The 18,587-nt window shown below is 58.5% G+C and carries 17 protein-coding genes and 2 pseudogenes; 12 read left to right on the forward strand and 7 right to left on the reverse strand.

Annotation, left to right across the window (positions count from 1 at the left end; genetic code table 11):
- Window positions 1–146: 146 nt before the first annotated feature.
- Both QQL24_RS04250 and QQL24_RS04255 read left to right on the forward strand, forming a co-directional pair.
- Window positions 147–2,717 (forward strand): hypothetical protein, encoded by a 2,571-nt coding sequence (locus QQL24_RS04250; RefSeq protein WP_284310661.1) that lies wholly within the window; start codon window positions 147–149, stop codon window positions 2,715–2,717.
- Window positions 2,687–3,772: an NAD(P)/FAD-dependent oxidoreductase gene (locus tag QQL24_RS04255; RefSeq protein WP_284310662.1), complete on the forward strand. Its 1,086-nt coding sequence runs from the start codon at window positions 2,687–2,689 to the stop codon at window positions 3,770–3,772. Before QQL24_RS04250 ends, QQL24_RS04255 begins: the two co-directional genes overlap by 31 nt.
- Before the next feature lie 384 nt (window positions 3,773–4,156).
- Here QQL24_RS04255 and QQL24_RS04260 read toward each other — a convergent pair whose 3' ends face one another.
- From QQL24_RS04260 to QQL24_RS04275, 4 genes and pseudogenes are all read right to left on the reverse strand, one after another.
- Window positions 4,157–4,864 carry an IS6 family transposase gene (locus tag QQL24_RS04260; RefSeq protein ID WP_284310663.1) on the reverse strand — a complete coding sequence of 236 codons (708 nt, stop codon included), beginning with the start codon at window positions 4,862–4,864 and terminating at the stop codon, window positions 4,157–4,159.
- Window positions 4,865–4,873: 9 nt separating this feature from the next.
- The gene (locus QQL24_RS04265; RefSeq protein ID WP_284310664.1) at window positions 4,874–5,140 is read right to left on the reverse strand and encodes an RpiB/LacA/LacB family sugar-phosphate isomerase; all 267 of its coding nucleotides are present in this window, start codon (window positions 5,138–5,140) and stop codon (window positions 4,874–4,876) included.
- A gap of 485 nt (window positions 5,141–5,625) precedes the next feature.
- On the reverse strand, window positions 5,626–6,300 hold the full coding sequence (locus QQL24_RS04270; RefSeq protein ID WP_284310665.1) for a protein-L-isoaspartate(D-aspartate) O-methyltransferase: 675 nt from the start codon (window positions 6,298–6,300) through the stop codon (window positions 5,626–5,628).
- Between the two features lie 239 nt (window positions 6,301–6,539).
- Window positions 6,540–6,878: pseudogene (locus QQL24_RS04275) on the reverse strand (DDE-type integrase/transposase/recombinase); the annotation flags it as partial.
- Between the two features lie 479 nt (window positions 6,879–7,357).
- Between QQL24_RS04275 and QQL24_RS04280 the strand changes: the two are divergent.
- Complete coding sequence (locus tag QQL24_RS04280; RefSeq protein WP_284310666.1) at window positions 7,358–7,894, forward strand: peptidoglycan-binding domain-containing protein; 537 nt, start codon at window positions 7,358–7,360, stop codon at window positions 7,892–7,894.
- A gap of 317 nt (window positions 7,895–8,211) precedes the next feature.
- On the opposite strand, the gene QQL24_RS04285 is transcribed toward QQL24_RS04280, so the two are convergent.
- The gene (locus tag QQL24_RS04285) at window positions 8,212–8,838 is read right to left on the reverse strand and encodes an HAD-IA family hydrolase (protein WP_284310667.1); all 627 of its coding nucleotides are present in this window, start codon (window positions 8,836–8,838) and stop codon (window positions 8,212–8,214) included.
- Between the two features lie 146 nt (window positions 8,839–8,984).
- Entirely contained in the window at window positions 8,985–9,413 is a 429-nt protein-coding gene (gene tnpA / locus QQL24_RS04290; RefSeq protein WP_284310668.1) for an IS200/IS605 family transposase, read from the reverse strand.
- Between the two features lie 149 nt (window positions 9,414–9,562).
- On the opposite strand from tnpA, the gene QQL24_RS04295 reads away from it, so the two are divergent.
- From QQL24_RS04295 to glmM, 3 genes are all read left to right on the forward strand, one after another.
- Window positions 9,563–10,000: a hypothetical protein gene (locus tag QQL24_RS04295; protein WP_284310669.1), complete on the forward strand. Its 438-nt coding sequence runs from the start codon at window positions 9,563–9,565 to the stop codon at window positions 9,998–10,000.
- Window positions 10,001–10,229: 229 nt separating this feature from the next.
- On the forward strand, window positions 10,230–10,448 hold the full coding sequence (locus QQL24_RS04300) for a hypothetical protein (RefSeq protein ID WP_284310670.1): 219 nt from the start codon (window positions 10,230–10,232) through the stop codon (window positions 10,446–10,448).
- A 537-nt stretch (window positions 10,449–10,985) separates the two neighbouring features.
- Window positions 10,986–12,326, forward strand: coding sequence for a phosphoglucosamine mutase (glmM, locus tag QQL24_RS04305; RefSeq protein ID WP_284310671.1), 1,341 nt, complete (start codon window positions 10,986–10,988; stop codon window positions 12,324–12,326).
- Window positions 12,327–12,923: 597 nt separating this feature from the next.
- On the opposite strand, the gene QQL24_RS04310 is transcribed toward glmM, so the two are convergent.
- Window positions 12,924–13,820, reverse strand: coding sequence for a glycosyltransferase family 2 protein (locus QQL24_RS04310; RefSeq protein ID WP_284310672.1), 897 nt, complete (start codon window positions 13,818–13,820; stop codon window positions 12,924–12,926).
- A 27-nt stretch (window positions 13,821–13,847) separates the two neighbouring features.
- Between QQL24_RS04310 and QQL24_RS04315 the strand changes: the two genes are divergently transcribed.
- The 6 genes and pseudogenes from QQL24_RS04315 to QQL24_RS04340 all read left to right on the forward strand — a co-directional run bounded on the left by QQL24_RS04315 (window position 13,848) and on the right by QQL24_RS04340 (window position 18,543).
- Window positions 13,848–14,042 carry a hypothetical protein gene (locus tag QQL24_RS04315; RefSeq protein ID WP_284310673.1) on the forward strand — a complete coding sequence of 65 codons (195 nt, stop codon included), beginning with the start codon at window positions 13,848–13,850 and terminating at the stop codon, window positions 14,040–14,042.
- Window positions 14,043–14,327: 285 nt separating this feature from the next.
- Window positions 14,328–14,546 carry a hypothetical protein gene (locus QQL24_RS04320; RefSeq protein WP_284310674.1) on the forward strand — a complete coding sequence of 73 codons (219 nt, stop codon included), beginning with the start codon at window positions 14,328–14,330 and terminating at the stop codon, window positions 14,544–14,546.
- A 386-nt stretch (window positions 14,547–14,932) separates the two neighbouring features.
- On the forward strand, window positions 14,933–15,922 hold the full coding sequence (locus tag QQL24_RS04325; RefSeq protein WP_284310675.1) for a DUF535 family protein: 990 nt from the start codon (window positions 14,933–14,935) through the stop codon (window positions 15,920–15,922).
- A 244-nt stretch (window positions 15,923–16,166) separates the two neighbouring features.
- Window positions 16,167–16,601: a Ros/MucR family transcriptional regulator gene (locus tag QQL24_RS04330; RefSeq protein WP_284310676.1), complete on the forward strand. Its 435-nt coding sequence runs from the start codon at window positions 16,167–16,169 to the stop codon at window positions 16,599–16,601.
- A gap of 157 nt (window positions 16,602–16,758) precedes the next feature.
- A pseudogene (locus tag QQL24_RS04335) lies at window positions 16,759–17,586 on the forward strand (DDE-type integrase/transposase/recombinase); the annotation flags it as partial.
- A 126-nt stretch (window positions 17,587–17,712) separates the two neighbouring features.
- Window positions 17,713–18,543: an alkaline phosphatase family protein gene (locus QQL24_RS04340; RefSeq protein ID WP_284310677.1), complete on the forward strand. Its 831-nt coding sequence runs from the start codon at window positions 17,713–17,715 to the stop codon at window positions 18,541–18,543.
- Window positions 18,544–18,587: the final 44 nt, after the last annotated feature.

The raw sequence follows: 18,587 nt of genomic DNA on the forward strand, positions 1-18,587 counted from the left end.
ATACTTAGAGTCTTGGAAACTTCGCTGTCCAGCAAGACCTTCGCCCTGAATCGCATTTTAAGTGGCCACAAAGTAGCATCGACTTGCGACATTCGCTTTTCGCAGGATGCTAGCTAGTATCGATAAAAAAATCCGGGGGAAATCTTATGACAACTCGCAGGGCATTTCTGAAATACACCGCGCTAAGCATCGGCGCTTTTGCTTTGGGGCCGGAGCTCGGCGCCTTCGCAGCAGACACTCGCCCCCTGCTCGACGGGGTCTCCGAGGCATGTCGGCGTCTGGCACCGCTCGGATGGCGGCAGATGTTGCTGGACCTCACAGGCGGTACTCTCGACATTTCGGCGACGGACCTGCGGAGTGAACTGGGCAAGTCCCTCGGCCATATCGATCGCGGCTATCCGGGCTTTGGCGACTTTGCAAACTCAGCCACGCGGGCGATCGAGCCAGGCAGTCCGGACCTGAGCCTGCTCTACCACGCGTTCGCCTCGCCGACGGTGGTGGCAGACAGGAACGGGACGGAGCTCGGCGGCTTCCCGACCCTCGCGGAAATAGACGCGATCGAAAGTTACATCTATGGCGTCGAGCCGCCCACCATGGGTGAACTGCAAGCCCGTGTCGACGCAATGTCACCCTTGCTTCTAGGGGGTACGAAGCATCGAAAACTCGGGCTCGTGGTGTACGCCCTGCAATATCGCAATGCGCCGATGTCTGTGCATGGTCGTCATGCCGAACTGTGCTTTGCTCGATCGGGCGTTGCCAGGCTTGGGACGATCGAGCCCCTCTACGACGGACGTGCGCGTAATTTTGTGGGGTTGGATCCGGCACGTCCCTTCGATTTTCGGGTCGTGCCGCGTCGTTTCGCGGTCTATCTCGCCGCACAGTTCAAAGGCCCAGGCGCGTTCGGACCTCAGGATCCGTTGTCCGGCGACGACAAACTGAATTTCTGGATGCCGGTTCACAAGCTCTTCAACGGAACCGAATGTATCGCGGGCCTCAATCTTCAGGTCGGCCTGGAGCGCGGACTGCGCAACGACGAGCTGGCCCAGTTCCACCGTTTCCTTGATAATCAGGGCCTCAAGAACAATTGGTCTGGAGAAGTTCTGGAACAGTTCCCCTTCACCATTAGGGACGAGTTCATCGGATCGATCTCGCAGCAGCCCGACTTCGGCCACGGCGTGCTGGAGCCGCGCCCTTCGCCTATGGCAACGCCGGCCCAATACGAAGGACGCCCGCTCACCTTTCCCGTCGACGGGAGCTATACGTCGGACCGAGCAAACATGCAGCTTTCGTCGATGCAGATCCTGCCGGGTGCCGAACCCACCATCGAGCCGCGCTATATGTACGACGCCGCCCAGACGACGCAACGCGCTGCGCCCGAATACATCAATATCCGCCATCGCGTGCTGCCGAACGGGGAGATCGATGACCTGAATTTGCGCCCCGAAATGAACGAGATCATGAGCACGGGAGGCTATCAGGCCCTCCACTATATCGACGGCGCCGGCGATGGTTGGATCGCCGCGCACTGCCCTCAACTCAAGAGCGTCGTCGAGGACAATCTGCCCGCCTATTGCATGGTCGGATTGCCGGACTTTTTCCCAAAGGTGACACAGCGAGAACTGATGGCGTGGTCGCGCGACAAGGTTCCCAAGCCAATCCGGGACGCGATCTGGGCCATCGATCCACTGGCCTTGTCGCAAACGCGCATCGCCGGCAATATCGCCCTGCCAGCGGGTTTCAGCCTCACGGACACCACCATCACCGCCATCGTATCGCATCCGGTCTCCGATGATGGGCCTGTGCAGACGCCTAATGGCCCATGGAGTATCGAGAAGGCCGGTATGCCGGACGGTGCCATCGGCATGTTTGATCCCGGCTGGGAGACCAGCCAGGGCATTTACTACCAGGGGCCGGAGCTGCCGCTGCAGAAGTTCCTGGCAGGCTATGGGCTGGGATCTCCCTTCATCGAGGATGCGAAGCTCTGCGCCGCACTCGGGGCCTATTGGCCCGGTGTGGCGCCGGATTCCACCCGTCAGTATCAGCCGGACAAAATGATCGGCGGGGCGGTCTACCCCTATCCGACCATCGCGCCGCTCACGGACGAAGAGATTGGGAGCGCCCCCATTGCGGACGACCAGTTCGTGCCGCGCGACGGCATACACGGTCCGCGCCCGACAACGGTCGATGGACGCGAGGTTGCGTTCATGTCCTGGGACGGCGTGCGTGGGCCAAGTGCGACGACGTTCAAGGATCGCCCTGTCGTAGCCTATACGGATGCCACCCGCGTGGACTATATCGACCTGGTCGGTACCATGACGGCAGCGCTGACGTCGCGCATCGACACGGAGGAGTATGTTGCGCGCATCCTTGCGATGGAGGCCGTCTATTGGGGGCTCGGCATCCACGATCCGGATATCACGCCGACCTACAAGGTGGTGCAGCAAAAGGCAGCGTGGGCCGTCGTATCGTTCAAGGTCGTGCTGGCCGATGATTCAGGTCTCGTCGCGGCTGAGCAGGCGGCGGGCGCCAAGCTGTTGGGACCAAGGCGCTATTTCTTCCACGTCTATCGCTGGGGCGAGCTCACACATGACCCGGACAACATGCGTGTCGTCTATATCGACATGCTGGAGCAGGCGTTCGCATACGTTTCCGGCAATACGGCGTTGATCAAGCGCGATGGCAAGTCATGGCAAGTCGATCGCTCGATGCCGACGTAGTGGTCGTCGGCGGCGGCCCGGCCGGCAGCGCCGCCGCGATCGCCTGCGCGACGCGCGGGCTTCGCACCATCCTGTGCGAGCGCGAACGACCTGGCCGTGACCGGCCAGGGGAAACGATGCATCCAGGTATCGAACCGTTGCTGCACCAGCTCGGCGTCGCGGATCGCCTGGCCGGCGTGACAGGGGCCCGCCATCCGGGCATCTGGATCGAGTGGGGCGGACCGCGCCGTTTCGAAGCCTTCGGCGGCGATGCGGGCGGGCCTTGGCACGGGTCTCAGTTCTGGCGCGCTGATTTCGATGCCCTCCTTCTGACGCGTGCCGGGGAGACTGGGGTCGAGGTTCACCAACCCTGTGCCGCCGCTGGCGTTCTGATGAGCGAGGGAATAGTCGAGGGTATCGAGACGGCGGCGGGGCCGATATCGGCGCGAATGGTGGTTGATGCCTCCGGAGCTGCGCGCTGGCTCGGTCGTGCCCTCGACGTGTCCAGCCCGCCGCGGTCGCCCCGCCTGATCGCGCGCTACGGCTATGGGGAAGGTTCGTGCCCGGCCTATGACGATGCGCCCTCGCTTGTCGGGGACGCGTCCGGCTGGACATGGACCGCGCGCGTTCGCCCGAGGCTCTACCAATGGACAAGAGTTTCGTTCGGCGGTCCGCCGCCGTCCGACTGGGTTCCTCCGCATCTCCTTGGCTTGACACCGCGGGGACGCAGCCGCGGGGCGGACGTGACCTGGCGCATGGCCGCGAAGGCCGCGGGCCCAGGTTGGTTTATGGTGGGCGATGCCGCGGCGTCGCTCGATCCGACTTCGTCGCATGGCGTCCTGAAGGCGGTCATGACCGGCATGGCCGCCGGCCATCTGATCGCCGCCGTCCTCCGGGGCAAGGCACCGCCCGAGGACGCGGGGGATGCCTATCACCAGTGGCTTGCCGGGTGGTTTTCCACCGATGCGGCCCATCTCGTGCGTTTTTACAGCGAGTTGGCGAATTTCGCAGACAACTGCGTATTTCAGGATTTCCGCGGTCCTGGCGGCGTCACGCCGCCTCGACCTGGCCCCTAGGGACGCCCGCTTTGCCTGCACATCTCAGTCAGCCCGCTCTCACCGCACCCTGCCCTTCCGTTCGAGCACGCGTTCATGGTTGAGAAGTGGGTCATGGTTCCTTTGCGCTTTCAATCTGGCGTTCGAAGATGGCTCTTTTTGAACTCCAGGCATCCTCGGTTGAGATCTCGGCGATTAGATCCTCATCACGCCGGCCGTCCTTGCCGGGGCTCGATTCCCCCTCGTTTCGGACGTCTCTTCTCGGCTTGGTATGGGATGTCACTGGAGAATTCGACCATGGCGATACTCGACTGCTCCGAACCTGCTGACTGCATGTTTCGCGTTGTTGTCAGACTAACCCTAAGTTGTCCCCGCCAGGTGCACGAAGGCCCATCTGAACCTTGGTTAGCCCGCGACGCCCCGCCACTCGGCCAAGGCGACCGAGCGTCTCTGTTTGTATATTTGTCGGCTGACGAGGTGGCGCTCCGAATTAAAGTGGTTGTGGATCTGACTGTGGACGACGACGAATTTCTGAAGCGTCGTCGTCCTGCGGAATTGGAGCATCGCCGCCTCTCGTCGTCGAAAGGGTTGGTGGGAATTCTCGACCCGATTGTTCCCCCAGCGACCGATTTCGCGGCGTTCGAGGTTGCCGATCTCCCGCATGGCCGCACCATAGGAGTGCAACCCGTCGGTGACGATGATCTCGAGGCGGCCGTAGCGCTTCATGGCTTTCTTGAGGAATTTCAAGGCGACGGCCTTGTCCCGCGTCTTGCTGACGCAGAACGCCAAGACCTCGCCTTCGTGATCGACGGCCCGCCAGAGATAGTGGGGCTTACCGTTGACCTTCACGAAAACCTCATCGACGTGCCAGCGCCAGCGGCTGAAATTTCCAGCCCTCACCCGCCTTTTGCGGATTTCGCCAGCGAACAACGGACCAAAGCGGTTCCACCAAAATCTCACGGTGTCATGGCAGATGTCGATGCCCCGTTCATGCAGCAGGTCCTCCACATTCCTCCATGACAACGGGTAGCGCACGTACATCATTACCGCGAAGCGGATGACCTCTGGCGACGAATTGAAATAGCGAAACGGATTGAGTTTGGGGCGCGCCATCCTCGCTCCCTACCCCACGCCGCCACCTTCGGCAATTTGCTCTGACAGGGCGAGCGAAAGCGCATGTGTCATCGCAACCTGCCCACGCATAAGACCACGATCTGCGTGTCCGAAGTTGATCGCCTGAGCGATCCTGCGACCGATGTCGGGAAAATCAGCTGGCTGCTCATCAGACGAGCCGACGTCAATGACCGTGTGGTCAAGAATCCTTATATGGTCGATGATCGTTGGCTTAAGGACGAAGCCCGCATGGTCAGATCCAATCACGAGGCGCACGTCCGCCCCTTTCGAATGGTTGGGTCAGCCATCAGCAGCTCCAAGGCCGCAGTAACGGTTTGAGTCGAACCTTAGGAGAGCAGCGGTGACATTGATCACTGTCCGCGCCCTCCTGAAAGCGGAAAACGACAGTTGAGGAATTTGGTTTCTCTGCAACGCAGCCGCAGCTAGCTGATTGACCGATTTACTGGGTGGAATGCCCCGGCTATCAAAGTTCAGGCGGCCTGGTCACTTCGAGCCAAACCGACAGCCTGCCCCTGTCCTTCAAACAACAGCGGCGCAGGCGCTGTCAGCGCAACTGCAGGCTGGTTCCCGCAAGTGCAAGAAGGCCAAACCGCATGGGCGATGACCGTTGGCGGAAACCGATGGCGCTTGTAGCTGACAGCGGGCTGGCTCATGCCAAGGCCTCTACCTCATCTGCCGCCACGCCAAAGTTAATGTGACAACGCCGTCCAAACCGCCCTACAAATCCTCATACTCCTGTATTAGGCCGTTTCGAGCCGGCTGAACCGAACTGGGATGAGCTGCCGAGTCTCGAGTTGCCCTGCCTCATCCTTGCCGATGACAGTCAGAAACTGTGCTTCTTCAGATCCCAAAGGCAGAACCAGGCGTCCCCCCGGCTTGAGTTGCTTCAGTAAAGCCGGCGGTGTCTGCTCAGCCGCCGCCGTGACCAGGATCTTGTCGAATGGGGCGTGCTCGGCCCAGCCGCGAGACCCGTCTCCGACACGAATGCCGACATTGGATAAGCCGAGGCCCTGCAGGAGAGCCTCCGCACGGCTTGCGAATTCCTCGATGATTTCGACGCTCCAAACTTGCCCGGCGAGCTCCGCGAGAATTGCGGTTTGGTAGCCCAGGCCGGTGCCGATCTCGAGTACCGCCTCGTGCGGTTGCGGTGCAAGGAGATCGGTCATGAGCGCAACGATGAAGGGCTGCGAGACGGTTTTATCAAAGCCGATCGGCAGCGGCATGTCCTGGTAGGCATAAGGCGCAACCAATGCTGGGACGAAGAGATGCCGCGGCATCCGCCTCATCGCCGCCATTACCCGCGCATCGAGCGCCGCCTTGCCAAGTTCTTCGCTTGCAAGGTCGGTATGGATTGCAATCATCTCGACCATGTGCCTGCGTAGGACCGCGAGATGCTCTTCGGTCATTGGCTTCATTACGGACGGGCTTTCCTCAACCAGGCTTGCTGCCACAGACAGCCTTATATCCCGTTGGTCGCAGCAACGCCCGCCATCGTTTCCAGTTGCGGGTGGGTGTTGTCAGGATAACTGGGAACGTTCGCTGTGCCCTGTGATGATGGAGGTGTTCGGAGGTTTGGGATTTCGGTGCGCGGTCTTGCAGAGTGGTTCTGTCGCAACCGTGGAGTAGCGCCGCGAAAGGGCCAAGGAACCGATGTTCATGCGGCTAGGATCTTAAACTGCTCGGCCAACGACGGCGCCGGATTATAGGCGTACCTCGCCTGCCGTTTGCGCATCATATGGACCATCTCGATGCCGGACAGGATCGTTTCTGCGCAGGCGGGTGATTTGAACCCGAGCATGGGTCCAATTCGGCCTTTGATGCGCCGATGATCCTGCTCGATCCGGTTGTTGAGGTATTGGCTCCGGCGGATACGAATTGGTTTCAGCGGGCGGCAGGATCGGTCCAGCAACCGGCTCTCGCTGTCACAGGCAATGATGGCCTCCCGGTTTGTCTGGCTGCCATCAATGACAATGCGCTCAGGCCGGCCGTGGCGCCTGCGCCCCTGGACGTCTACATCTCTTATGCGCCAAGCCGCCAACTCAGCACCAAGGTGCAGGTATTTGTAGACTGGGTGACAGAGCTCTACAGGCGCATCCAAATTCCAACGACGCCGGCTGCCGAGGAAATGTTAAGGTGAAAGCTTCATTTCGCTAGATGAAGCATCACGGGGTGGTCGCAGACTCACCGATAATCCCGCGTCTTGGCTCCGCTGCTGGCGGGTTGAAGGATCCGGGATATCTGTCGCGCTCAATTATGACATCCATGCTGCTTTCTCCCTGAATGAGATCAAAATGAGTACCAAACAGATCATCGTGGCCGCTAGTTCGTGGCCCCTCCATCTCCTACAGTCGGAGCTCGTCGCCTAGCTTAGCGAGGGAGATATGACGACTTAGCAGGCGCCGAACTCGATTGATCCAGACGTGCCAAGCAGGATCGCAAAGGCTGCGCCGACTGCTTCTTGCCGGCGGACGCGTGGCTCGTTCCGTCGCTTTCGGCAACAATATGCATCTGATCGCGACGGAGCAACAGTCCATGGCTTATACGATGAAGATCAATCTGACGGGAATGCAGCAGGTCTACAATGTAAGCTACCCTGTTGGGCTGGGTATGCCAAATAATCGCGATGACGTGTTGTTGGTGCAGACTCTCATGAAGCTCGCCAATTTCACGAGATTCACGCCGGCGCTCGGCCCCGTCGAAAACAGCGCATCGATCAAGATCGACGGCTATTTCGGCCCGCAGACCAAACGTATGATAAAAGCTTTCGAGGACTATTATATTGGCTTAGGCAAGCTCATGGTTTCTGACGGGATCGTCGAATCTGCCCCCCGAGACGGGTACACTCACTCGGGTGTGCTTTACAAAATCATCCATCTGAATCGTGCGGTTCAAGAGCAGCGCAGCGACGCGTCGCTCAAGTTTTTACCCTTCTCGTCAGACACTCACCCTATACTGAGGGCGTCGTTGATAAAAAACGCGGAGAAGCCTGAGCCTCCCAGACCATTCTAACAAAGTGGCGGTCGTCGAGCGATGCGCTCAATACCCTCCCTGCCAGCTTCGGCAATTTGGCCTGACAGACCCAGCACTCTGCGCACTATCTCAAAGCCCTACTCGTTGCGGCTGTTGAGGCATTGGCTCTGATGGATGGATTGGTTTCAGCGGGCGGCGGGATCGGTCCAGCAATCCGTCCTCGGGCATTGTCAACTTAACCAGTCCCAGTAAGAAATTTGGCAACTTCATTTGGCATAGGCCGCCTCATTTCGGCATTTTAGATCGCATTGAGGCGAAGATTCGACAAGAAATTGCAAGAGTGGGCCGCCAGCCACCTAAGTTGACCGTGTCCCAGGCAGAAGCCCATGTTGCCGCAGCAGACCAGCCAGGGCCTCGACCGAGGTGTGCCGATACGCCAGCAATCCCGCCGCCTCTGCGCCAGCGACGTTCGCAGCATTGTCGTCGATGAATAGGGTTGCCGCAGGCTGCACATCGTGCCGCGCGATGCATCGGCGATAGACCTCAGGATCTGGTTTTCGCGACCCAAATTCCGCCGAGACATTAAAGGCACTGCCGAAGATCAGCGGCATGGTTGGAAAGATGGCGCCGATCTCCCGCGCAACCAGGAAATTATTGTTCGTCAGCGCGGCTATTCGAACGGTTCGGCCCACTTGCTGTGCAAGGGCAAGCGCTGCCGGCAGCGGCGTCATAGATCCCCGGAGCGGCCCCACCCAATCGTTGAGCGTTAGGGGGTACCCGATGCGCTCGCCGAAACCGCTGAGATAGTCGTCCGCCCCCATTGCCCCGATGTCGGCACTGTCCTCATATCCCGAGTCCCAGATCGCTGCTTTGATGACCTCAGGCTCTCGGCCCGCAATTGCTGAAAGCCCTGCGATCCGCGTGGCTCTGTCATAGCGGCAGAGCACGTCATTCATGTCGAACAGGACGAGGGAAATTGACATGCTTGAAGTTCGACGACTCCTGTCAGGATGTTAGGTCACTTCATAAATAGGCGCTACAGACTTTCCTCCCGGCGTGAATGCTCCACCGGCTAAAGCCGGTGGCTTCATGATTTGATGTCTGAAGCCATCTCGTCGACAGTTGTCGACTACAGCACCTCAAAGTCATCGTCCGGAGTTGCTGGCTGCTGATCCTCGATATAACGCTTCCAGACTTCGTCTGTGACGTTGCCGCTCGATGCAACCCAGTACCCTCTGCCCCAAAGATGCTGCCCCCAGTAGCGCCGCCGCAGGCCGGCAAACTCTGACAGCAGCTTGTGCGAACTCTTGCCCTTGAGGAACTGCACTGCTCGCGACACCGATAGTTGCGCCGGAATGCCGATCAGCATGTGAACATGGTCGCGGTTGATAGCCCCGGCAGAGATCGTCATCTCATGGCCGCGCGATATCTCGCGCAGCAGCTCACGACAGCGCTGCCCAACATCACCCCCTAGGATCGGGTAACGATACTTCGTTACCCACACCACGTGGTATTTGCAGTCCCATACCGTGTGACTTCCACTCTTAGGATCGCGCATGCTCCCACGTTAGCATCTCATCCCTGCCGCCTTAAGGCGGGGGGTTACGGATCTCCAAGAGGGGACTCTAAATTGGCATCCGGGCAACCTCCAGCCAACCTCAAGACAGGATCGCTGCCCTGGAGCAGCGCAAGGCCGAGTTGACCAGCTTGTTGACGACGACCGAGGACCCGCCACCCCTGCTTCATCCGAACATGGCGCACCTCTATCGCCAGCGCATCGCCGCTCTGCATGAGAGCCTGCAGGACCAATCCGTCATCGCTGAAGCAGCGGCGATCCTGCGCCCCCTGGTCGAGAGCATCACCCTGGTCCCGGAGGCGGGCACGCTCGCCATCGTGCTGCGCGGCGATCTCGCCGCCATGCTGCGCCTGGCCACGGCCAAGCAGAACCCGGCCGCGCTGCAGGAGTTCGAGGCCCTCGACCGCCTGCTTGGTCCAGCGAGCAAGGCGGTCGTAGCCCAGCGCCCAAACGCAAAAACCCCCGCCTTTTCAGGGGCGGGGGTTTTGCAAGGATCGTTGGTTGCGGGGGCTCGCAACACCCGATTCTTGCGATTGGTCGAGCGGCATATTCCCAGGCTCGCTGCTTAGTAGGGGTGCCGGCAGCTTCCCTCCAAAGGGAACGAGCTCCGCGGGTGCCAATCTTGACGGAAGGTCGACCCAGCCTTGCTTGGTCGGTCCATTATGCCTCAAGAACCTCTGATTATTTGCCACGGGGTCAAACTTCGGCGCTGAATCACACACCTATGGCGAGATAGAAGGTGGGCCGGTCCTTATTTGGAACTCTGGTCATCAAAAGCACCGACTGAGGACCGTGGCGATGGTCATTGAATATCGCGTCTTCGAAAATAGAAGGCTCATCTTCCGCAAGGCGATTGTGGTGCTCGATCTCATGGATGAGACAGTCGTCCAAACGTCCACCAAAATTGCGCCGACGGCATTTAAGGAAGAGCACCCGCAAGTGAACTTGTCGGCCTCAAATGTGAGCACCTCCTGGTACAGACCTAACGTTCCGCCTCCGCTGGAAAGCATGACATAGGTCTCGTGATGCATACTCCCACGACGCAAAATGGTTGAACTCGTGGGTTGGAGGGTAGCGATAGTCTCGTCCCAAAGAAGTTGAGTTCGATATTCAGACCCTTATTTCAATGAATGGCTCAGAGTTTATTGGCATGGGGGGACTCGTTTGAGGATACGAGGACTAGATTTGCCTGAGTCGACGACCCAATTTCGAAGAACGCCGAGCTTAAGGAGGGCTTGTCCCCTAATACTTTTGTATATTGTTGTCAGCGAGGACGTACGCAAAGAGCGCCAAATGGCTGTATACTTCCAGAATTGACTCTTCTCATGAACTACAAGTGCACTCCAAATATAGACTGGTGCTGCGTGCTAATTTGTTCATGATCTATCGGGGAGTGGATTTCAATGCGGGCGAAAAACAAATCTTTAACGCAGAAATTCCGCGATGTAGAGCTGTTCAACAAGCAAGGGCAAGGCGAGCGCAAGATCGTAGGACGGATCAAGCGAGTGTGCGATCTATTGGCATAATTGGTTCAGGAAACCTCGAGGTTGATCGATGAGTCGCAAATATTTCGGCACGGACGGTATCCGTGGCCGAGCCAACAGTTTCATCACGCCTGAACTCGCCATGAAGGTCGGCATGGCCACCGGCCTCGCCTTCCAGCGCGGCGAGCATCGCCATCGCGTCGTCATCGGCAAGGATACCCGCCTCTCCGGCTATATGATCGAGAATGCCCTGGTCGCCGGCTTCACTGCCGTCGGCGTCGACGTGATGCTGCTCGGCCCGATGCCGACGCCGGCCGTCGCCATGCTCACCAATTCGCTGCGCTGTGACATCGGCGTGATGATCTCCGCCTCCCACAACGCCTATGACGACAACGGCATCAAGCTGTTCGGCCCCGACGGCTTCAAGCTCTCGGACGAGACCGAACGCTCGATCGAGGCCCTGATCGACACCGATCTTTCCGCCAGGCTCGCCGGCTCGCGCGATCTCGGCGGCGCCCGCCGCATCGACGACGTGCGTGCCCGCTATATCGAATTCGCCAAGCGCACCCTCCCCCGCCAGATGCGCTTCAACGGGCTGCGCGTCGTGGTCGACTGCGCCAACGGCGCCGCCTACAAGGTCGCCCCCGAGGCGCTGTGGGAGCTTGGCGCCGACGTAATCCCGATCGGCGTCGAGCCTGATGGTTTCAACATCAACAAGGACGTCGGCTCCACCGCACCGGATGCTCTGTTCCGCAAGGTGCGCGAATTGCGCGCCGATATCGGCATTGCCCTCGACGGCGACGCCGACCGCGTGGTGATCGTCGACGAGAAGGGCCATGTCGTCGATGGCGATCAGCTGATGGCCGTGGTCGCCTCGGCCTGGCAGGATGACGGGCGCCTCACTCAGCCCGGCATCGTTGCCACCGTGATGTCCAATCTCGGCCTCGAGCGCTATCTCGGCGGCCTCGGCCTGATGCTGGAGCGCACCGCCGTCGGCGACCGCTACGTGCTCGAACGCATGCGGGCGCAGGGCTACAATGTCGGCGGCGAGCAGTCCGGCCACATCATCCTTTCCGACTTCGCCACCACCGGTGATGGCCTGGTCGCCGCGCTGCAGGTGCTGGCGGTGCTCAAGAAGGCCGACAAGCCGGTGAGCGAAGTCTGCCACCGCTTCGACCCGCTGCCGCAGATCCTCAAGAGTGTGCGCACGCACGGCGGCAAGGTGCTGGATGATCCCAAGGTCGTCACCGCCATCGACGGCGCCCGCAAGCAACTCGGCGACAGCGGCCGCCTGGTCATCCGCCCCTCCGGCACCGAGCCGATGATCCGCGTGATGGCCGAGGGCGATGACAGGAAGCGCGTGGAGAGTGCGGTGGACGATGTCATCGAGGCGATCTCCACGGCGGCGTAGCTGGGAGCGCGGACATCTTGTCCGCACCTTGAACCTCGACATCTCAAAGAAAAGCGAAGGGCGAATTCGCGAGGCTTCGCCCTTTTCGTCAATCGTCCCGGTTCAAGGGGCGGACAAGATGTCCGCGCATCCGGGAAGATTACGCCGCCGCCTGCTCCTCAATCCGGATCGGCTGCGATGACCGGCCGTACCATTATTTTTGCCAGTTCGTCGCATAACATCGCGTCCCCGTAAGAGAATTCTCCGGAAGAAACGACGTTAGCAATAATGCCGCAATCTCGGGCACGATATCGTGTCTCAAGTGCTAGCGTCTCGTGCCACATAAAATGCCCAAAAGGACAAGCGGCCAGACGTACATCCTAAGCGGCATAATGAAGAACCATGACCTTACCCCTTCATGTTGGAATTCCCACCGCTGACAGCTCAAAATATCACGGACAAATTGCAACGTTTTCAGGGCAGTGTAGTTCCGGGAAGGGCTATAAAACTCGTCGACCCAGCGCGTCGCACCGGCCCTCGAGCCGCCACCTTTCGCCCAAGCTGCGGGTGTTCGTGGACTTCATGGCGGCGAACCTGTTCCCCGCCTGAAGCACCTTCCTACATCTTCTCGATCTTGCCAGGATCGAGCCTGCCTCTCACCAGATCCCACAGAGCCAGCAGATTGCCGACAAGCCGGCCGCGCCGATCGGCCCAGGGCTCGGGATTGAAGCTCTTGAGGAAGTTCGAGGAGAGGTTCCACACGCCGCCTTCCAGGGCACCGCGCAGGCTCATATTTCCCTTGCGCGAGATATAGACGCGGTTAGCAATCTGCGAATAACCCAGGCGCCGGCCCGGGCTGCGGCCGGCCTTCTTGGTGCCGAGATGAACGCCGCGCAGGCGCTCGCTCCTCACCACGCGGCCGTAGCGCGCGATGGCGCGAGAGAAGTCGACATCCTCCAGCCAGGAATAGAGCGGCAACCTTTCGTCGAAGGTGAGACCGTGGCGGCGCGCAAGGTCGAGTCTGACGGCCATGTTGCAACCATAGGCATTATACACCTCGCTGAGCCGGTCCGGCGCCCGGTTCGGCCCCGCGTCAGAGAGGGCTTTCAACCCGGTGTTCATATCGATCCCGGCGCCACGAATGCCATCGGCCAGCACGCAGCCCGTGGCGATTGCCACGTCCGGATTGGCATGGAAGAGCTTCTCGATCTCCACCAGGAAATCGGCATCGGGCAGGAAGTCGTCGTCGAAGAACACCATCACATCGGCATTGCTGGCTGCCATCAGCGCATTGCGCTGACGGCACAAGCCTACCGGGCTCGACACCGTGGCGAGTTGGGGATGCGCCTGTCGGAGCGTCTCTACATCGGCATCCTCGGGCCTCGCCGGGCAGATCAGGAACTCCTCTGGCGGGCGTTCCTGGTTGCGCATGAAGAGCACGGTATCGGCAAGCACCTCCCGGCGGCCGGCTGTGGCGATCGCAATGGCGATCTTCAGCTTGGCGGGCGACGTCACGGTCGCCTCTCTCCAGGGAGTGCCACCATGGATCGCGGCGTTGCGGGAATAGTGATCATGAAAATTGCGCAAAATCTGTATCATCGCATCATAAGAGAATTGCCATTGCGCCGACATCGCTACATTTCGAGGCGGCGAACCAAAGGCCATATTCCCCTGTGGAATAGTGCGACCGGCATCCTGTGGCTCGCCATGCTTATGCTTAATGTATGGAGAAAATAGAGGGCCTTTGAATCCTACCGGTTCTCATTTGCATCGCAAATTGCTAAAGGCGACTTGGCTTCTAATAGCCTCCTAATTATACATGTACCTAATTAAGCAAAAGATCTAGCAGGGATCCTAGCAGGGATCGTGGCCGCGCGCCGCACCCGTCGGGCTTCGGGTGCAGCTATTTTAGGCAAGCATGGCGACCAGATCAGGTCAAAACACCCCTATGGACAGATAGAACCTAGGCCGGTCCTTATTTGGAACTCTGGTCACCAAAAGCACCGACTGAGGACCGTGGCGATGGTCAGCGAATATCGCGTCTTCGAAAATAGAAAGCTCATCTTCCGCAAGGCGATTTTGGTGCTCGATCTCATGGATGAGACCGTCGTCCAAACGGCCACCAAAATTGCGTTGAAGGCGTTTAAGAAAGAGCACCTGCAAGTGGACTTGTTGGCCCCAAATGTGAGCGCCTCCTGGTACAGACCTAACGTTCCGCCTCCGCTGGAAAGCATGACATAGCTCTCGTGATGCATACTCCCACAACGCAAAATGGTTGAACTCGTGGGCTGGAGGGTAGCGATAGTCTCGTCCTAAAGAAATTGACTTCGATATTCAAACCCTCATTTCAATGAATGCCTCCTAGTTTATTGGCATGAGGGGACTGGTTTAAGGATATGAGGACCAGATTTGCCTTAGTCGACGACCCTCTTTCGAAGAAAGCCAAGCTTGAGAGGGGCTTGCTTCCTAACACTTTAGTATATTGTCAAGAGCGAGGATGTACGCAAAGAGCACCAAATGGCTGTATACTTCCAGAATTGGCTCTTCTCATGAACTACAAGTGCACTCCAAATATAGGCTGGTGTTGTGTGCTAATTTATTCATGATCTATCGGGGGGTAGATTTCAATGCGGGCGAAAAGCAAATCTTTGACGCAGAAACTCCGCGATGTAGCGCTGCTCAACAACCAAGGCCAGGGCGAGCGCAAGATCGTCGGACGGATCAAGCGAGTGTGCGATCTATTTTCTCATCCCGTACGTCACAGGCGGGTCGCTAAGGCATTGAGCAAACCCGTTTTTCGTAACATTCTGAAGCGACAGCCGCAGCTTACTATAAAATATTTGCACTATCGGCATTTGGTGAGGGGGATATCGACCGACGAACGTGCCGCGACCATGATCCATCATTATGATTTCCTCGGAGCTAAATTCGCTTCCGCGTTTGTCGCAACAGTTCTCGATAAAGAAGCCTGTCTTTGGGACTATCCAACCGAGGCTGGCCGCCATCGCGTTGTTCTCAAATTTTCGGATCCTACTGACAATGAGGGCGAGCTGACCTTCGAATATCAATTCGAAGGCGTTTTGATTTATCTTCTATCATTCAGTTTTGCGCCTGGGTCGCTTGCGGGCCTGCCGGCAGAAACGGTGGTCTTGCTGACCCGCCTTCAAGGCACCAAGAGCGATTTCGAACTACTCCGAACCGCCATGAAGTCGTTGCGCGGCCTCTCCGCTCCGGCTGTCCTGATCGCTGCGCTCCACGGCCTTGCGGACGGCTTGGGCTTAGTGACAATTCTGGGCGTCTCCGCCGAGGCCCAGGTATGTTACTACGACGGACAACCATCAGTTTTCGTTGCTGCCTATGATGACTTCTTCACGAGCCTTGGTGGATCGAAGCTAACGTCCAAGTTCTACGCCTTGGCATTGCCGCTGGTGGAGAAACCCATCGACGAGGTCAAGTCGAATAACCGCTCTCGGACCAGGGCGCAACGCGATCTGAAGAAGTCGATCGCCGGTTCCGTTCAAGACGCAATTATGCAGAATCTAGAGACTGTTCCAGGGACGACCATCCGGAGTAGTAGCGTTGCCCCGACTTCCCAACTGAACTGTTCGTTGAACTAAACCCGCTCCCTGGTGAAACAATGTATCCGAAACGCAGTACAGTCGTGGTCGTCTTCACCGCGGCTTTTGCGGTCGCCGCTGGCGGCTTGTCCGTAACCCTCGCATCGTCATCTTGGACCATTCATCCGCTTAACCCCAAAGTGCTATGATTCTATAGCGATTGATAACTTGAACCTTACTACCCGCTTGGCGCATGAAATAGACAGCTGCGGGGCGCCCAATATCTACCGGAGAACACTATAAAATGAACCAGGGTCTATCGGCGAATGCTGATCTAACGAGAATTGCTGCCGATGTCGTTGCGGCTTATGTCGCAAACAATTCTGTTTCCTCTGCCGATCTTCCGCGGCTCATCGCGGAGGTCCACGCAGCGTTGGCACGCATTGAGAAGGGAGAAATCTCTCAGGAAGTCGAGGCTGCTAAGCCAGTTCCCGCCGTGCCGATCAAGAAGTCCGTAACGCCCGACTTCCTCATTTCGCTCGAGGACGGCAAGAAATACAAATCATTGAAGCGGCATTTGTCGAGCAGCTATGGCATGACGCCCGAAGACTACCGAGCAAAATGGGGCCTTCCGGCCGATTACCCCATGGTCGCACCAAACTATGCCAAGCAGCGTTCCGAACTCGCCAAGACGATGGGACTCGGACAGGGACGCAGATTGACTCGCCGACGCAAATGACAGAGATCCGTTAGCCAGATCTGATCGTCGGTACAGGCGCATATGCCTGCGCCCAGCAGGAACGGGCAAGTAGGGGCCGGCCATACACTCCGTGACACGGGGTTTTGGTCCCGGGGAGTTGTGGCACTATTCTGACGCGAGAGACGGAAGATGCGCGATGGCAGTTTTTCTTCACGGCAGCGCCCGCACAACGCCGAGAATTCGAGCCGAACTCCAAGCGTCGCAAGAGAAGACAGGCGTCCTCGCCCACCGATCTCGGCTAAGCCGGACAACGATTGCAAAGTGGTGCTCCCGAACCTCTACTGGCGATGCGCCCATGGGACCTCGCCACCCCAAGAACACGCTTCTCACCGCTGTCGAGGAGGCCATGATCATCGGATTCCGGCGCAGAACGCTCTTGCCGCTCGACGATGTCATGGGGTGTCTGGAGGACATTATTCCGAAGCTGACACGATCAAGTCTGCATCGATGTCTCGAACGGCATGGCATATCTCGCCTCCCTCAGAGCGAGGAAAAGGCCTCAAAGCGAGGCAAGTTCGCGGAGACCGCCATTGGCTATGTTCATATCGCTTCATGTGAACAGCGTGTGGCCGAAGGCAAGATCAACATGTTTCTTGCCATCGATCGTGTTTCTAAATTCACCTTCGTCGAGTTCTACGACAAAGCCGACCAAATGAACGCCGCCGACTTCCTGAGGAATGCCGTGGCGTCCTTTCCCTACAAAATCCACACCGTGCTCACGGATAAGGGTGTCGCCTTCGCTGATCTGCCCAAGAATTGCGACAACCCAACGATCCTCTTTTTTGGCGGACATCTCTTCGATGGCGTCTGCCAGGAAAACAACATCCAACACAAACTCACCAAGCCGTATCACCCTTGGACGAACGGCCAAGCGGAGAGAATGAACCGGACTATCAAGGATGCAACGATAAAGGCCTTCCGCTACCCTGATCTCGAAAGCCTGAAGGCCCATGTTCTCGCATTCGGTTGCGTCCGACCGCTTCAAGGCGTGGTGTGGCATTGATCGTGTCAAGGCCCGCTTTCCGAATGCCGTTATTCCCTGATCACCCCTACGTCCTTCCGCCTCTTTCGTTTTACCCGGGAGGCCTTAATGCCTACCAGCACCAGACGAATCTCCAATCCTTGCAAAGGCGCGGCTATTTGGCTTTTGCGCGCCGGTGTGGCCATTTTGGCGACGGGCATCGCCGCTGCGTCAGCTGCCGCCCCGCTTCCAAAATATGACCATATCCTGGTCGTGATGATGGAAAACCACTCGTTTGATCAGATCTTCAACGGCGGCAAGGCGCCTTACTTGCGAAGCTTGGCCAAGGAGAGTGCGGTTTTCACCAACTCATATGCGGTCGCCCACCCGAGCCAGCCGAACTATTTGGCACTGTTCAGCGGATCGACGCAGGGCGTCAAAAATGACTTAAATTACGACTTTGACAAACCGAACCTGGCTACAGAACTCAATGCCGCCGGCAAGCATTTCGTCGGCTACATCGAGGCCGGCTCACCCAGGAAACACAATCCGTGGGAATCCTTCGCCAACGCCAAGGGTGTCGAACAACCGTTGACGGCATTCCCCGGCAACTTTGCCTTGTTGCCAGCAGTCGGTTTCGTTATTCCGAACCTGTCAAACGACATGCACGACGGCCCCATCGAACAGGCCGACGAGTGGCTGCAACAGCATCTCGGTGACTATGCCACTTGGGCCAAGAGCCATAGAAGCTTGCTGATCATCACGTTCGACGAGGATGATAACCACGCGGGCAACCAAATCTTCACGTTGTTCGGCGGAGCAGGCATAGTGCCAGGCCAATACGCAGAAAGGATCGACCATTACAGCGTGTTGCGGACGATCGAGGATATCGAAGGCATGCCTCCGCTCGGCACCAGTACCGCTAGAGCCGCGATCTCGGGAATCTGGGGTGCACCATGATCGAGACTCAATGTTCCGTTCCCGCTAGCGCGGCGTCCTGGCGC

This window comes from Labrys miyagiensis (assembly GCF_030160835.1).
GTDB classification, from domain to species: domain Bacteria; phylum Pseudomonadota; class Alphaproteobacteria; order Rhizobiales; family Labraceae; genus Labrys; species Labrys miyagiensis.

Bases quoted from the DNA above. Each gene is read 5' to 3' on its own strand.
- QQL24_RS04250 (WP_284310661.1), top strand. From the start codon at position 147: ATGACAACTCGCAGGGCATTTCTGAAATACACCGCGCTAAGCATCGGC.
- QQL24_RS04255 (WP_284310662.1), top strand. From the start codon at position 2,687: ATGGCAAGTCGATCGCTCGATGCCGACGTAGTGGTCGTCGGCGGCGGC.
- QQL24_RS04260 (WP_284310663.1), bottom strand. From the start codon at position 4,864: ATGGCGCGCCCCAAACTCAATCCGTTTCGCTATTTCAATTCGTCGCCA.
- QQL24_RS04270 (WP_284310665.1), bottom strand. From the start codon at position 6,300: ATGAAGCCAATGACCGAAGAGCATCTCGCGGTCCTACGCAGGCACATG.
- QQL24_RS04285 (WP_284310667.1), bottom strand. From the start codon at position 8,838: ATGTCAATTTCCCTCGTCCTGTTCGACATGAATGACGTGCTCTGCCGC.
- tnpA (WP_284310668.1), bottom strand. From the start codon at position 9,413: ATGCGCGATCCTAAGAGTGGAAGTCACACGGTATGGGACTGCAAATAC.
- QQL24_RS04300 (WP_284310670.1), top strand. From the start codon at position 10,230: ATGGTCATTGAATATCGCGTCTTCGAAAATAGAAGGCTCATCTTCCGC.
- glmM (WP_284310671.1), top strand. From the start codon at position 10,986: ATGAGTCGCAAATATTTCGGCACGGACGGTATCCGTGGCCGAGCCAAC.
- QQL24_RS04315 (WP_284310673.1), top strand. From the start codon at position 13,848: ATGGATCGCGGCGTTGCGGGAATAGTGATCATGAAAATTGCGCAAAAT.
- QQL24_RS04320 (WP_284310674.1), top strand. From the start codon at position 14,328: ATGGTCAGCGAATATCGCGTCTTCGAAAATAGAAAGCTCATCTTCCGC.
- QQL24_RS04325 (WP_284310675.1), top strand. From the start codon at position 14,933: ATGCGGGCGAAAAGCAAATCTTTGACGCAGAAACTCCGCGATGTAGCG.
- QQL24_RS04330 (WP_284310676.1), top strand. From the start codon at position 16,167: ATGAACCAGGGTCTATCGGCGAATGCTGATCTAACGAGAATTGCTGCC.
- QQL24_RS04340 (WP_284310677.1), top strand. From the start codon at position 17,713: ATGCCTACCAGCACCAGACGAATCTCCAATCCTTGCAAAGGCGCGGCT.